Below are 14,688 nucleotides of genomic sequence, written 5' to 3' on the forward strand. Positions count from 1 at the left end.
GGATGCCGCACAGGGTCCGCCGACGTGGCGCGCAACCCACGGACGAAGGGCGCGCCGCGCATACCCGTGATCAATTCGCAACCGGTTTGGGGCTTGACCGTCCCCCATCAAGTGATCGCGTGATTACTCTCAGGTTCATGGCCGACACCACTCCCCCACAAGCGCCACAGCAAGACCGTCCTGTGTACGTCGTCGGCGGTGGACCCGGCGGGCTCTCCGTCGCGGCGGCGCTGCGTGCCCGCGGCGTACGCGCGGTCGTGCTCGAGAAGTCCGACCGGGTCGGCGCCTCCTGGCGCTCGCACTACGACCGCCTGCACCTGCACACGACGCGCCGCCTCTCCGCCCTGCCGGGGCTCGCGATACCGCGCTCCTTCGGTCGCTGGGTGTCACGTGACAACGTGCTCCGCTACCTGGAGAAGTACGCCGAGTTCCACCAGCTGGAGATCGTCACCGGCGTCGAGGTGTCCCGCCTGGAGCGTACGGCCGACGGCGCCGGCTGGCTGCTGCACGCCACCGGCGGGCGGGAGTTGACCGGCAGCGCGGTGGTGATCGCCACCGGGTACAACCACACGCCCCACCTGCCGGACTGGCCCGGCCGCGACACGTACACGGGCGAACTCGTGCACGCGAGCGCCTACCGCGACCCGAGCCCGTACGAGGGCAAGGACGTCCTGGTCGTGGGCGTCGGCAACACCGGCGCCGAGATCGCCGTCGACCTCGCCGCGGGCGGCGCGGCCCGCGTCCGCCTCGCGGTGCGCACCGCGCCGCACATCGTCCGCCGCTCCACCGCGGGCTGGCCCGCGCAGCGCACGGGCATCCTGTGCCGCAGGCTGCCCGTCGCGCTCGTGGACCGTCTCGCGGGCCCGATCGCCAGGGTGAGCGTCCCCGACCTGACGGCGAAGGGGCTGCCCCGCCCGGCCACCGGCCTGTACTCGCGCGTCAAGCAGGGGGCGATCCCGGTCCAGGACGTGGGCCTCATCGACGCGGTGCGCAAGGGCAAGGTCGAACCGGTCGCGGCCGTCGACTCCTTCGAGGACGGCAAGGTCGTCCTGGCCGACGGCACCCGGATCGCCCCCGAGGCGGTCATCGCGGCCACGGGCTACCGCCGCGCACTGGAACCGCTCCTCGGCGACCTGGGCGTACTGAACGCAAAGGGCACCCCGCTGACCCGCGGCCCCCGCACCACGAAGTCGGCCCCCGACCTCTACTTCACCGGCTTCACGAACCCCATCAGCGGAATGCTGCGTGAAATGGCCCTGGACGCAGAAAAGATCGCAAAGGCCATAACGAAATCCCACCCAACACCCCGCTGACAAGCCCCAAGCCCAGGCCCCGCAAGGGGCGCGAGCCCGGGCCCCGCAAGGGGCGCGGGGAACTGCGCGCTCAGCCAAGACAAGCCGGCAGACACTCGACGAACGCACAGCCCCCAAGGGGCGCGAGGAACTGCGCGCCCAGCCAAGGCAAGCCAGCAGACACCACACACCCCAACACCCCCAAAAACGCCCGTGGCCGGTACTACACCCTCCCGAAACCCCACCCCCCGAAGGGGGAGTAACCCCCCGGGCCCCCCGGGTACTGCTAAAGGGCCGCCCCCACTTCGTGCAGCACTGTTCCTGACACAGCGTCAGTTCAGTAATCTGACTATGCGTCAGTTGGAGTTGCTGTCACACAGGAGCGGGCGGACCGATGCTTGGATCGACTTACGGCACCTTCACCACCGACCCCCGCCGCGCGCGTGTTGTGGCCTGCGGCGAAGCCCCGGCACCCGCCGTCCACGGACACGCCGCCACGGCGGACGACCTGGACGTCAGCGGACGCCCCCTGCACGCCGACATACCGGACCTGGACCGGTTCTTCCGCCCCGAGGCCGTCGCCGTCATCGGCGCGTCGGACGCCGACGGACGGCCGAACACCGGCATCACGCGGCAGCTCATGGACTGGGCCGAGCGGGGCGGCGCCCGGCTGTACCCCGTGCACCCCACCCGCCGGTCCGTCTTCGGCACCCGCTGCTTCCCCTCCGTCGCGGACCTGCCGGAACAGGTCGACCTGGCCGTACTCCTCGTCAGCGATCCCCTTCCCGTGATCGAGGAACTCGCCGAGGCGAAGGTGAAGTTCGCCGTCGCCTTCGCCTCCGGGTTCGCCGAGACCGGAGAGGAGGGCGCGGCGGCCCAGGCCCGCCTGGCCGCCGCCGTGGAACGCTCGGGCCTGCGGCTGCTCGGGCCCAACACCAACCTCAACGCCTTCGAGAAGTTCCGTGACGACCTCGAAGGCCCCGCCATCGCCCTGATCACCCAGTCCGGCCACCAGGGCCGCCCCGTCTTCACGATGCAGGAGATCGGCGTACGCCTCTCGCACTGGGCGCCCACCGGCAACGAAGCCGACCTGGAGACCTCCGACTTCATCTCCTACTTCGCCGAACGCCCCGAGGTCGGAGCCATCGCCTGTTACGTCGAGGGGCTCAAGGACGGCCGCTCCTTCCTGCTCGCCGCCGACCGCGCCGCCCAGCGCGGCGTGCCCGTCGTCGCGGTCAAGGTCGGCCGCACCGAGACCGGCGCCCGCATGGCGGCCTCACATACCGGCAAGCTCACCGGCGCCGACACGGTCGTCGACGCGGCGATGCGGCAGTACGGCGTGATCCGCGTGGACGGCCTCGACGAACTCCAGGACACGTCCGCCCTGTTGGCGCGGGCGAAGCCTCCGAAGGCCGAGGGCGTCGTCGTCTATTCGATCTCGGGCGGCACGGGCGCGCACTTCTCGGACCTGGCGACCGAGGCGGGGCTGCGGCTTCCGCCGCTCTCGGACGCCAAGCAGACGGAGCTGCACCAGTGGATACCGGACTACCTGAACGTCGCCAACCCTGTCGACAACGGCGGCCACCCGGTGGGCGACTGGCGCGGCCGGAAGATCATCGACGCGATCCTGGACGATCCGGAGGTGGGGGTGCTGATCTGTCCCATCACCGGCCCCTTCCCGCCCATGAGCGACAAGCTGGCGCAGGACCTGGTGGACGCGGCGGAGCAGACGGACAAGCTGGTGTGCGTGGTCTGGGGCTCTCCGGTGGGCACCGAGGAGGCCTACCGCAGCACGCTCCTCGGTTCGTCGCGCGTCGCCACCTTCCGCACCTTCGCCAACTGCATCACGGCCGTACGCGCCTATCTGGACCACCACCGCTTCACGGCCCGCTACCGCTCCCCCTTCGCCGAGGCCCCGCGCACCGCCTCCCCGTCCTTCCGCAAGGCGCAGGCCCTGATGCGGCCCGGCCAGCAGCTGAGCGAGCACGCGGCGAAGCAGCTGCTGCGCGCGTACGGGATTCGCGTACCGCGTGAGCAGTTGGTGACCAGTGCGGCGGCGGCCGTGCGGGCGGCCGGGCTCGTCGGCTACCCGGTGGTGATGAAGGCGTCCGGGGCGCGGCTCGCCCACAAGAGCGAACTGGGCCTCGTGAAGGTCGGTCTGACCTCGGCCAGTCAGGTGCGGGACGCCTACCGGGAGCTGACGGACATCGCCCGCTACGAAGGCATCGCGCTGGACGGTGTCCTTGTCTGCCAGATGGTGGCGCGGGGCGTCGAGATGGTGGTGGGCGTGACGCAGGACGATCTCTTCGGTCCGACGGTGACCGTCGGGCTCGGGGGTGTCCTTGTCGAGGTGCTGCGGGACGTGGCCGTACGAGTGCCGCCGTTCGGGGAGTCGCAGGCCTCCGCGATGCTGTCCGAACTGCGTGGGCGTGCGTTGCTCGACGGGGTCCGGGGGGCGCCCCCCGCCGACGTCGACGCGCTCATCGAAGTCGTCCTGAGGGTGCAGCGGATGGCGCTCGAACTGGGCGACGATCTCGCCGAGTTGGACATCAACCCGCTGATGGTGCTGCCCCAGGGGCAGGGGGCGGTCGCGCTGGACGCCTTGGCCGTCTGCCGCTGAGCGCCTCTCCGGACCGCCGCTTCGCGCCGGACCGCGACGGCCGCTTCGCGCCGGATGTTTCCCGCGCACCCACCCGATTACCCCGCCCACGAATCGGAGCCACTCCCGCATGTCGGACACCCCCCTGGACTCATTGGTACTCCACGCCACTGACAACGCCGTCTCGTGGATCACCCTCAACCGGCCCGAAGCCATGAACGCCGTCACCTGGGACCAGCGCGAACGCGTCATCTCGCTGCTCGCCGACGCCTCGTCCGACCCCGACGTCAGAGCCGTCGTGATCACCGCGACCGGCAAGGGTTTCTGCGCGGGCGCCGATCTGCGCGGCGCGCCCAGCGGCGACGCCGAGCGCGTGCCCGGTGACGTGGCCCGCACGATCAGACTGGGCGCCCAGCGCCTCATCGCCGCCGTACTCGACTGCGAGAAGCCGGTGATCGCCGCGGTGAACGGCACCGCGGCCGGTATCGGCGCGCATCTCGCGTTCGCCTGCGACCTCGTCGTCGCCGCCGAACAGGTCAGGTTCATCGAGGTGTTCGTGCGCCGCGGCCTGGTGCCCGACGGCGGCGGCGCCTATCTGCTCCCACGTCTCATCGGACCGCAGCGCGCCAAGGAGCTGATGTTCTTCGGGGACTCCGTGCCGGCCGCGGACGCCGAACGCCTCGGGCTCGTCAACCGCGTCGTACCGGCCGACGAGCTGGAGAAGACGGCCCGCGCCTGGGCGGAACGCCTGGCGGCGGGACCGACGCGCGCCATCGCCATGACGAAGCAACTGGTCAACGCGTCCCTGCAGTCGGACCGCGCGACCGCCTTCGCGGCGGAGGCGGCTGCGCAGGAGATCAACATGACGACGAAGGACGCGAACGAGGGCGTCACCAGCTTCGTGGAGCGCCGCTCACCTTCGTACGAAGGCCGCTGAGGCAGCCCGCACAGCCCGCACCCTTCCCATCTGACGGGCCGTCAGCTTCAATGGTTGGTGTGATGGGACATGCAGGGATGGCGGCCACCGTCGTCCGATACCTCAGGTCGGTCGGCGCTCCGACCGCCACCGGTCCGGTCGAAGTCCTTCCGCGTCCGCAGCTGCGGGCGGTCGGTGACGACGAGCGGGCGCCGCTCGACGCGGGTGAGTTCCGGCGCGTGCTCGGGAACTTCGCGACCGGCGTGACCGTTGTCACGGCACCGGCATCCGAAGGCGAGGAAGGCCCGGCGGGGTTCGCCTGCCAGTCCTTCTCCTCGCTCTCCCTCGACCCGCCCCTGGTCTCCTTCATGGTCGCGCGTACGTCGACGACGTGGCCGCGCATCGCGCGCGCGGGCGTCTTCTGCGTCAACGTCCTCGGCGCCGACCAGGGCGCGCTGTGCCGCGGCTTCGCGGTGAGCGGCGCCGACAAGTTCGCCGGTGTCGTGTACGACGCCGCGCCCGTCACCGGCTCGCCCCGCCTGGCCGGCGCACCGGCCTGGATCGACTGCACGATCCAGGCGGTGCACACCGGGGGCGACCACCTGATCGTGGTCGGCCGGGTGGACGCGCTGGGCGCCACGGACGACGGCGAACCGCTCCTCTTCCACCGGGGCAGGTTCGGCACGCTCGCTACATGACCGCGGGCCGCACGGCCTTCTCGTCGCCGGCCCGCCGGATGACCAGCGCCATCAGCGCCGCCGCCGCGCACAGCGCCCCGGAGGCGATCCACATCACGTCGTACGACCCGAAGGCGTCCCGTACGACGCCGCCGACGACGGCCACGATCGCGGCTCCCACCTGGTGCGAGGCGAGCACCCAGCCGAAGACGATGGCGCTGTCGTCGCCGTACTGCTCGCGGCACAGGGCCAGGGTCGGCGGCACCGTCGCCACCCAGTCGAGGCCGTAGAAGACGATGAAGAAGATCATCGGCGGGTGCACGGTCGGCGCGAGCAGCAGCGGCAGGAAGAGCAGCGAGACGCCGCGCAGCGCGTAGTACACGGCAAGGAGACGCCGCGCGTCGAAGCGGTCCGTGAACCAGCCGGACGCGATCGTTCCCACGACGTCGAAGACGCCGATGACGGCGAGGAGCGAAGCGGCGGCCGTGATCGGCATGCCGTGGTCGTGCGCGGCGGGCACGAAGTGCGTCTGGATCAGGCCGTTCGTCGAGGCGCCGCAGATGGCGAAGGTCCCCGCGAGCAACCAGAACGGTCCGGTGCGTGCCGCCTTGAACAGCACGGTGACCGCACGCCGCGCGGCCCCGGTGGTGGGCGGCGGCTTCTCCACGAACTCCGCGGAGCCGTACGGCTTCAGGCCCACGTCCGCCGGATGGTCGCGCAGCAGCAGCCACACGAACGGGACGACGGCGAGCGCGGCAAGGGCGACGGTCACGGCGGCGGGCCGCCACTCATGGGCATCCACGAGCCAGGAGAGCAGCGGCAGGAAGATCAGCTGACCCGAAGCGGAAGCCGCCGTCAGGATGCCGGTGACGAGCCCGCGCCGCGTGGTGAACCACCGGTTGGTGACGGTGGCCGCGAAGGCGAGCGCCATGGAACCCGAGCCGAGGCCGACGAGCAGCCCCCAGCACAGCAGCAGCTGCCAGGGGTGCCGCATCCACACGGTGAGCCCGGAGCCGAGCGCGATCACGACGAGCGCGACCGCCACGACCCGCCGGATGCCGAAGCGGTCCATCAGTGCGGCGGCGAACGGCGCGGTGAGCCCGTACAGCGCGAGGTTGATGGAGACCGCGAGGCCGATCGTGCCGCGCGACCAGTGGAATTCGTCGTGCAGCGGGTCGATGAGCAGGCCCGGCAGGGAGCGGAACGCGGCGGCGCCGATGATCGTCACGAAGGTGACGGCGGCGACGAACCACGCCCGGTGGATACGGCGCCGTCGCCTCGGCGCCTCCCGGGGCGCCTCGACCGTCTGATTCACGTCTGTCTGGGTCACGACAACCAGCATCCGGATCCGGGGCACCCTGATCGAGTGGCCCGAAGGACAGCGTTGACTAGGATCGGGCCATGGCCTCAGAGACCGGCATCCCGAACGCGACCACCGCCCCGCACCGCGTGGTGGTCCTGGCCCTGGACGGCGTGATCCCCTTCGAGTTGGGCATCGCGCAACGGATCTTCGGCCGTGCGAGGACCACCGAAGGCACGTGCCTCTACGAGGTCGTGACGGCCTCCGTCCGCCCTCCGGGCCCGGTGCGCAGCGACGCCGACTTCGCGATCCTCGTGGAGAACGGCCCGGAGTGCCTGGCCACCGCCGACACGGTGGTGATCCCGGCGTCGTACGAACTGGGGCCGGTCTACGAGGAGGGCGTCCTGACCGAGGAACTGGCCTCGGCCCTGGCGCACATCACACCGGGCACGCGCCTGATCTCCATCTGCACGGGCGGGTACGTGCTCGCCGCGGCGGGCTGTCTCGACGGCCGCACCGCGACGACGCACTGGGCGTCGGCGGAACACTTCCAGCGTCTCTTCCCCCGGGTCACGGTGGATCCGGAGGTCCTCTTCATCGACGACGGGGACATCCTCACCTCGGCGGGCGTGGCCGCGGGCCTCGACCTCTGCCTCCATGTCGTACGCCGTGACCACGGGGCGGCGGTCGCCAACGAGGTGGCCCGCCGTACGCTGGTGCCGCCGCACCGGGACGGGGGCCAGGCCCAGTACATCCAACGCCCCGTCCCGGCACCGCAGTTCGCGACGACGACGGCCGCGCGGGCGTGGGCCCTCGCGCGGCTCCACGAGCCGATTCAGCTCCGCGACATGGCGGATCAGGAATCCATGTCCGTACGCACCTTCACGCGCCGCTTCCGTGAGGAGGTGGGGATCAGCCCCGGCCAGTGGCTGGCGCAGCAGCGGGTCGAGCGGGCCCGCCACCTTCTGGAATCCAGCGATCTCTCCGTGGACGGGGTGGCGCGGGACGCGGGCTTCGGTACGGCGCAGTCCATGCGGGGGCACTTGCAGGCGGCCCTGGGTGTGACCCCGACCGCGTACCGCCGCACGTTCCGCGCCGGCGCGAGCGGCTCCCTCCTTTCTCGGGCCCCCCGCAGCCTTCCCTGACCGAACAGGCCTCTCCCGCCCACCCGCCCGATTGCCCCGCAGCAACCGGCGAATCGCCGCAGTCGGCAGCGCGCGCGAGGGGACGTGCCGGTATGTCCGCCCGGAGCACGGCTCCCGAAGGCTCCGGAGACGAAGCAGCCCAGCGCCCACCGGACGATAGCGAGGACGGACATACCGGCGCGGCCCCGCACCCACCCACGGGCCGGCCCCGCACAACGCACGACCGCCCGAACCCAGCAACGCACCGCCAAATGCCCGCAGGCCCCTCAGAACGTCAAAACCCCCCGCGCCACCCGCCCCGCCTCCGCATCCCCCACCGCCTTCGCGAAGTCCTCCACCGGATACGTTTCCGTCACCAACTCGTCCAGCAGCAGGCGCCCCGCCAGATAAAGCTCCGCGTACAGCGCGAAGTCCCGCTGCGGGCGGGCGGAGCCGTAGCGGCAGCCCAGGATGGACTTGTCCAGGAACAGGGACGACACCAGGAACGACGCCTCCGCGGTGGCCGGTGGCACCCCCAGCAGGATCGCCTGCCCATGCCGGTCGAGAAGGTCGATCGACTGGCGGATCAGCTCCACCCGGCCCACGCACTCGAAGACGTGGTCGGCCCCCGTCGGCAGCAGCTCCCGCACCCCCTCCGCCTCCGCCGAGGAGAAGAAGTGCGTCGCGCCGAACTGCCGTGCCACGCCCTCCTTGTCGGGGTTCGCGTCGACCGCCACGATCCGCGTGGCCCCGGCGATCCTCGCCCCCTGGAGGACGTTCAGGCCGATCCCCCCGGTACCGATCACCACCACGCTGTCACCCCGGTCGACCTTCGCGCGGTTCAGGGCGGCGCCGACCCCCGTCACCACCCCGCACCCGATCAGCGCCGCCGACGTCAGCGGAATCTCCTCCGGGATCTTCACGGCCTGCACGGCCTTCACCACCGTGCGTTCCGCGAACGCGGAGTTCGCCGCGAACTGGTAGACCGGCTCACCGCCCCGCGAGAACGGCTGGTCCGGCATCCCGATCGCACGCCGGCACATGGTCGGCCGCCCCCGGTTGCACTCCCCGCACGCCCCACAGCTGGCGATGGTCGAGAGCGCCACATGGTCACCGGTGCTCACATGCGTCACCCCCGCACCGACCGACTCCACCACCCCCGCCCCTTCATGCCCGAGCACCACCGGCGAGGGGAAGGGGATGGTCCCGTCGATGACCGACAGGTCGCTGTGGCACAGCCCCGCTGCCTTGACGGCGACCAGCACTTCCCCCGGCCCGGGTCCCCGGATCTCCAGGTCGTCGACTACCTGGACCCGACTCCCCTCAGCCCTGCTCCTGTCGAAAACGACACCCCTCATCGCGCCTCCCTCGGCAGGCCGAGCACACGCTCGGCGATGATGTTCCGCTGAATCTCGTCCGAGCCGCCGTAGATGGTGTCGGCCCGCGTGAAGAGGAACAGCCGTTGCAGGGCGTCGAGTTCGTACGGGGCGTCCTCGCGCCAGTCCCCGGGGCCGACCGCCCCTACCGCCCCCCGCACCGCCATGGCCAGCTCGCCGAGCCGCTGATGCCACCCGCCCCACAACAGCTTGGCCACGCTCGGCGCCCCGGCATCAGGACGCGAACCCCCCGAACTCCCCGAACCCCCCGAACTCCCCAACGTACGCAGCGCGTTCCACCGCATGACCCGCAACTCCGCCCACTGCCGCACAAGCCGGTCCCGCAGCACGGGATCACCGACCGCCCCGCTGTCGACGGCCTCCCGGACCACGGCCCCCAGCTCCTCCGCGAACCCGATCTGCTGTACGAGGGTGGAGACTCCCCGCTCGAAGCCGAGCAGCCCCATGGCGACGCGCCACCCGTTGCCCACGCCGCCCACGACGTGCGAGGCGCGCGCGACCGCCCCGTCGAAGAAGACCTCGTTGAACTCGCTCGTTCCCGTCAACTGCCGGATGGGCCGCACCTCGATGCGGCCGGGCTGGTCCATCGGCACCAGCAGGAACGAGATCCCCCGGTGCCCGCACGACCCCGCCTCCGTGCGCGCAAGCACGAAGCACCAGTCCGCCTGATGGGCGAGCGAGGTCCAGATCTTCTGCCCGGTGACGCGGTACACGTCGCCGTCCAACACCGCCGCCGTCCGCAGCCCCGCCAGGTCCGACCCGGCCCCTGGCTCGCTGTACCCCTGGCACCACAGCGCATCCCCGCGCGCGATGGGCGGCAGGAACTCGTCCCGCTGCTCCTGGCTGCCGTACGCGAGCAGGGTCGGGGCCAGCAGGTTCTCGCCGATGTGGCCGTGGCGTCCGGGTGCCCGCACCCGCGCGTACTCCTCCGCCCAGACGACCTGCTGGGTCAGCGTCGCCCGCCGGTTCCCGTACGCGCGGGAGTCCGTGTCCCAGCCGAGGCCGATCCACCCGCCCCGGCCCAACTCCCGCTCCCAGGCCCGCCTTTCCGCCGCGCCCTCGTGCTCACTGCCGGGCCCGCCGCGCCCCGCGGCCCCGGCGAACGCCCCCGTCAGATGCTCGCCGAGCCACGCCCGTGCCTCCGCCCGGAACTCCTCGTCCTCAGGACCGAATCCGAATTCCACCGCCTGGTCCGCCCGGCCTACGCGTTCGGCCGGTCTTTGGCGGCGGCGGCCTTCGCCATCGCCTCCACCTGGGCCAGCAGCGGCATCGGGTCGACCCCCACCGTCCCCGGCAGGAAGTCGGCGATCTTCTCCGGGGTCCAGCCCCCCTCGACATACCCGGCCCGCAGCTCACGCGGCTGCGCCCACACCGCGATCTTCGGGCCCGCGACCGTGTAGACCTGCCCGGTGATCTTCTCCTGCCGGGCACGCTCGCTCAGCAGATACGTGACGAGCGCGGCCACGTCCTCCGGCTCCCCGATCTCCTTCAGCTCCATGGGCACGTTGGCGGACATCCGGGTCCGCGCGACGGGCGCCACCGCGTTCGCCGTCACCCCGTACTTGTTCAGACCGAGCGCCGCGCTGCGCACCAGCGAGATGATCCCGCCCTTGGCCGCGCTGTAGTTGGCCTGTGCGACGGACCCCTGGTGGTTGCCGCTGGTGAAGCCGATCAGCGTGCCGGTGCCCTGCTTCCGCATGACCGCCGAAGCTGCCTTGAATACGGTGAACGTGCCCTTCAGGTGTGTGGCGACCACCGGGTCCCACTCCTGCTCGGACATGTTGAAGAGCATCCGCTCCCGCAGGATCCCGGCCACGCACACGACGCCGTCGATCCGCCCGTACTCGGCGAGGGCGACGTCCACGATCCGCTGCCCGCCCGCCATGGTCGAGATGTCGTCGGCCACGGCGACGGCGTCGCCGCCCGCCGCCTGGATCTCCTTGACCACGCCGTCGGCTATCTCACTGGTCGGCTGCGCGCCCTCCATGGAGACGCCGTAGTCGTTCACGACGACCTTCGCGCCCTCGGCCGCGGCGGCGAGCGCGACCGCCTTGCCGATGCCGCGCCCGGCACCGGTCACGGCCACCACCTTGCCTGCCAAGAAGTTCCCCACGTCCGGCCCCTTCCCGCGGTTTCTGACGGACCGTTAGATTCTATGACCCGTCAGACACCAGAAGACAAGCCCCGGGGAGTACCCATGTCAGACTCGGCACCCACAGGCTCCGCGGAACCGTCATCCACCGGACCGGCGTCCACGGGCGCGGCCCACTCCGCGCTGCCCCCCGAGTTCTTCGACATCGCCAAACGCGTGAACAACTGGGGCCGTTGGGGGCCTGACGACGAGATCGGCACGCTCAACCTCATCACCGACGAGGTCGTCCGCGAGGCCGCCGCCACCATCCGCACCGGTCGGCGCATCCCGCTCGCACTGCCCCTCAAGGAGGACGGCGTCCAGACCGGGCTGATACCCGGCCGCGTCAACCCACTCCACACGATGGTGCAGATCAACCAGGAGCTCTTCGGCCCCGGCACGGTCGCCACCAGCGACGACGCCGTCACGATGGGCCTGCAGACGGCCACCCACTGGGACGCGCTCACCCACGCGTCACACTCGGGGAAGATCTACAACGGCCGTCCCGCGGACACCATCACCGCCCACACCCGCGCGCGGTTCAGCGGCATCGACAAGGTGCCGCACCTCGTCTCGCGCGGCGTACTGCTCGATGTCGCCCGCGCCAAGGGGCTCGACCGGCTGCCCGGAGATCACGCGGTCACTCCCGAAGACCTCGCGCAGGCCGAGGAGTTCGCGGGGCTCACCGTCCGCGCCGGCGACATCGTCCTCGTACGCACCGGGCAGCTCCAGACCTACCTGGCGGGCGACAAGCACGCGTACGGCTATCCGTCCCCCGGCCTCTCGGTGCGCACCCCCGAGTGGTTCCACGCGCGCGACGTCGCGGCGGTCGCCAACGACACCCTCACCTTCGAGATCTTCCCGCCCGAGATCGAGAACCTCTGGCTGCCCGTGCACGCGCTCGACCTGGTCGAGATGGGGATGCTGCAGGGCCAGAACTGGAATCTGGAAAAGTTGTCCACAGCCTGTGCAGAACTTTCCCGCTACAGCTTCCTCCTCTCCGCGATGCCCGAGCCGTTCGTCGGCGGCACGGGGACACCCGTCGCACCGGTGGCGGTGTTGTGAGCTTTCCGAACCTTCCGTGAGCCTTCGGATGGCGGCGCGTCCCGGCTCCCGCCCCGAGCGCGTCGCCGCGCACGCCGCCATCCGGCTCCGGCGCGCTGGTCCTGCCCTCTTCGGCCACGAAGGGACCGGCGCCGACGGCGACCCACGTCTCGCCAAGGACCGGGCCACAGACCACCGTCCCTCGACGTCCCCTCGCGGCGAATCGCTGCACACAAGCGTGATCAATCGGACACGGTTCGTCAACACCCGCCCGGTGATTAATGAATTATGCCGCTTATGTACCGACCGCGCACGGCCGCGCATCGTGGCACGTGACGGCGCATGCGGACTCCGGACGCCGCCACGCGGGGCTCAGACCGCCTCGTAGGCGACGTCCTCGTAGGTCGTCCCGTCGAACGCGACCGCCGCGACGCCCGGATCGCACCGGTCCACCTCGCACCAGATGCTCTTGCCCGCGCCCTCGGTCTGCCAGCCCCAGCGGTCGGCGAGGCCGTCGACGAGCTCAAGGCCCCGGCCGTTGGTCGCGTCGCCGTCGGCATGCCGCTGCTTCGGCGGACGCGCGCTGGCATCGGCCACCTCGACCCTGACCGTCCCCGGCCCCGCGCCCGCGGCCTGCGCGGGCACGTCCGGGGCGTCGGAGAGCCGCATGCGCAGCACGGCCGGACAGCCCGTGTGCACCACGGCGTTGGTGACCAGCTCCGAGATCAGCAGGATCAGCGTCTCGGCCAGTGGCTCGTCGGCCCCTATCCCGGAACCGGCGAGCCGCGAGCGCGCCCACCTCCGAGCCCGCCCCACCTCGGCGGGGTCGGGCCTGACCTCCAGCTGAACTTGAAGCACCTGCACCGCTCACACCATCCGAACCGGCGGACACATCGCCTCGCGACTCCACGGGGTCACGGAACGTGATCCCCTTGAGAGACAGCATGGTTGACGTTCAGTCACCCCAACAAGCGCTTCAGGCATATTCCAGCGCGAAGGAGTACGCGTGCGGCATACTGTGCGACGCGCGCTGCGGGGGGTCGAACAGGTGGGCATGAAGCCCCTTCCTGCACTGCGAGCGGCACGCATTGCCGGGCCCGGCGCCGCCTCAGGGGCAACACCGGCATGGCTCGACCTCAGAACCACTCGCATCTCACACAAGGTACCGGAGCGGAAGCCCGACTCCGTGCCGTGACGAGTCAGGCATAGGACACAACCCGGTATCGACGCTCAGTAGCCTCCCCCCACTTCGGGGACTTCACAAGTCGATCACTCTCCGCACCCGGGAGCGTCACAGCGCCGCCGCGAGCTCCTCCTCCGCCCGGGCCGCCGCCTTTCCGAGGCCCGCCCGCACCCAGGCACGCTTCAGATGCAGATGCACGTCCGCCTCCCAGGTGAAGCCCATACCGCCGTGCACCTGAAGGCAGTCGCGCGCGCCACGCTCCGCCGCCTCGTCGGCGAGCAGCTTGGCCGCCGTGATCTCCGCTCCGTCACCGGTGACTGACGCCGCGTACACGGCGGCACGCGCGACCTCGGTGCGTACGAGCATCTGGGCGCAGAGATGCTTGACGGCCTGGAAGGATCCGATGGATCTGCCGAATTGGGTACGTTCCCGTGCATAACGGACCGCCATCTCGCAGGTCCTGCCCGCGCTGCCGAGCTGTTCCGCCGCGATCAGCAGGTCCGCCTCGGATGACGCTGCCGCCGTGAATGCCGATGGCGCCTCGGACGACGCCGCCCAGCCTTGCTGGTCGCCCGGCACCCGGTGCAGCGGCGTCAGCGGGTCGACGGAACGCAGGGGTACGGCGCCGGAGACATCCCCGTGGACGACATCCGCCTCGTCCAGCCAGGGGACGAGCCCGCCCGAGACGGTCGTCACCACCGTCGCCCCCTGGGCCGCGCCCGTGACCTCACGCGCCGCGAGGAACGTGGCCACCAGCGGCCCGGGGAGCAGCGCTCGCCCCGCCTCCTCGAAGACCAACACGGCCTCCGGAAGCCCGAGTCCGACCCCGCCCTCCTCCTCCGGCACCCGCAGCGAGAAGAACCCGGCTTCCCCCAGCTCCCGCCACAGGGCCCGGTCGAGCGAGGGAGTCCCGGAGTCCGCCGCGGCCCGCAGGGCGGCCGCGTCGAACCGCCCGTCGAGCAGCTCGCGCACGCCACCCTGCAACGCCCGCTGGTCCTCCGTCAGTTGGAAGTCCACGCGCCCCC

Annotated in this window: 12 protein-coding genes; 6 read left to right on the forward strand and 6 right to left on the reverse strand. The window is 71.3% G+C overall.

Going from position 1 to position 14,688, the window contains the following annotated elements:
- The first annotated feature begins 137 nt into the window (after positions 1–137).
- From ABXJ52_RS16025 to ABXJ52_RS16040, 4 genes are all read left to right on the forward strand, one after another.
- Positions 138–1,313 (forward strand): NAD(P)/FAD-dependent oxidoreductase, encoded by a 1,176-nt coding sequence (locus ABXJ52_RS16025; protein ID WP_367043000.1) that lies wholly within the window; start codon positions 138–140, stop codon positions 1,311–1,313.
- Between the two features lie 373 nt (positions 1,314–1,686).
- A complete protein-coding gene (locus ABXJ52_RS16030; RefSeq protein ID WP_367043003.1) occupies positions 1,687–3,912 on the forward strand; it encodes an acetate--CoA ligase family protein in 2,226 nt (741 codons plus the stop codon).
- A 109-nt stretch (positions 3,913–4,021) separates the two neighbouring features.
- The gene (locus ABXJ52_RS16035) at positions 4,022–4,828 is read left to right on the forward strand and encodes an enoyl-CoA hydratase-related protein (RefSeq protein WP_367043005.1); all 807 of its coding nucleotides are present in this window, start codon (positions 4,022–4,024) and stop codon (positions 4,826–4,828) included.
- Between the two features lie 62 nt (positions 4,829–4,890).
- A complete protein-coding gene (locus ABXJ52_RS16040) occupies positions 4,891–5,505 on the forward strand; it encodes a flavin reductase family protein (protein ID WP_367043007.1) in 615 nt (204 codons plus the stop codon).
- Here ABXJ52_RS16040 and ABXJ52_RS16045 read toward each other — a convergent pair.
- Positions 5,498–6,826, reverse strand: coding sequence for an MFS transporter (locus tag ABXJ52_RS16045; protein WP_367043010.1), 1,329 nt, complete (start codon positions 6,824–6,826; stop codon positions 5,498–5,500). The two genes, ABXJ52_RS16040 and ABXJ52_RS16045, sit on opposite strands and share 8 nt — an antisense overlap.
- A 59-nt stretch (positions 6,827–6,885) precedes the next feature.
- Here ABXJ52_RS16045 and ABXJ52_RS16050 point away from each other — a divergent pair, with 59 nt between their 5' ends.
- A complete protein-coding gene (locus ABXJ52_RS16050; RefSeq protein WP_367043012.1) occupies positions 6,886–7,929 on the forward strand; it encodes a helix-turn-helix domain-containing protein in 1,044 nt (347 codons plus the stop codon).
- 266 nt (positions 7,930–8,195) lie between these two features.
- Here ABXJ52_RS16050 and ABXJ52_RS16055 read toward each other — a convergent pair whose 3' ends face one another.
- The 3 genes from ABXJ52_RS16055 to ABXJ52_RS16065 are packed head-to-tail and all read right to left on the reverse strand — an operon-like array spanning position 8,196 to position 11,418.
- Entirely contained in the window at positions 8,196–9,266 is a 1,071-nt protein-coding gene (locus ABXJ52_RS16055) for a Zn-dependent alcohol dehydrogenase (RefSeq protein WP_367043015.1), read from the reverse strand.
- Entirely contained in the window at positions 9,263–10,489 is a 1,227-nt protein-coding gene (locus ABXJ52_RS16060; RefSeq protein ID WP_367043017.1) for an acyl-CoA dehydrogenase family protein, read from the reverse strand. The genes ABXJ52_RS16055 and ABXJ52_RS16060 overlap by 4 nt, the downstream gene beginning before the upstream one ends.
- Positions 10,490–10,506: 17 nt before the next feature.
- Complete coding sequence (locus ABXJ52_RS16065) at positions 10,507–11,418, reverse strand: SDR family NAD(P)-dependent oxidoreductase (protein WP_367043019.1); 912 nt, start codon at positions 11,416–11,418, stop codon at positions 10,507–10,509.
- Between the two features lie 162 nt (positions 11,419–11,580).
- Between ABXJ52_RS16065 and ABXJ52_RS16070 the strand changes: the two genes are divergently transcribed.
- Positions 11,581–12,501 (forward strand): cyclase family protein, encoded by a 921-nt coding sequence (locus tag ABXJ52_RS16070; RefSeq protein ID WP_367049089.1) that lies wholly within the window; start codon positions 11,581–11,583, stop codon positions 12,499–12,501.
- A 351-nt stretch (positions 12,502–12,852) separates the two neighbouring features.
- Here ABXJ52_RS16070 and ABXJ52_RS16075 read toward each other — a convergent pair whose 3' ends face one another.
- Together ABXJ52_RS16075 and ABXJ52_RS16080 are read right to left on the reverse strand one after the other, a co-directional pair.
- A complete protein-coding gene (locus ABXJ52_RS16075) occupies positions 12,853–13,344 on the reverse strand; it encodes an ATP-binding protein (protein WP_367043022.1) in 492 nt (163 codons plus the stop codon).
- 427 nt (positions 13,345–13,771) lie between these two features.
- On the reverse strand, positions 13,772–14,680 hold the full coding sequence (locus tag ABXJ52_RS16080; protein WP_367043024.1) for an acyl-CoA dehydrogenase family protein: 909 nt from the start codon (positions 14,678–14,680) through the stop codon (positions 13,772–13,774).
- Positions 14,681–14,688 lie beyond the last annotated feature (8 nt).

Source organism: Streptomyces sp. Je 1-332 (genome assembly GCF_040730185.1).
Classification (GTDB): domain Bacteria; phylum Actinomycetota; class Actinomycetes; order Streptomycetales; family Streptomycetaceae; genus Streptomyces.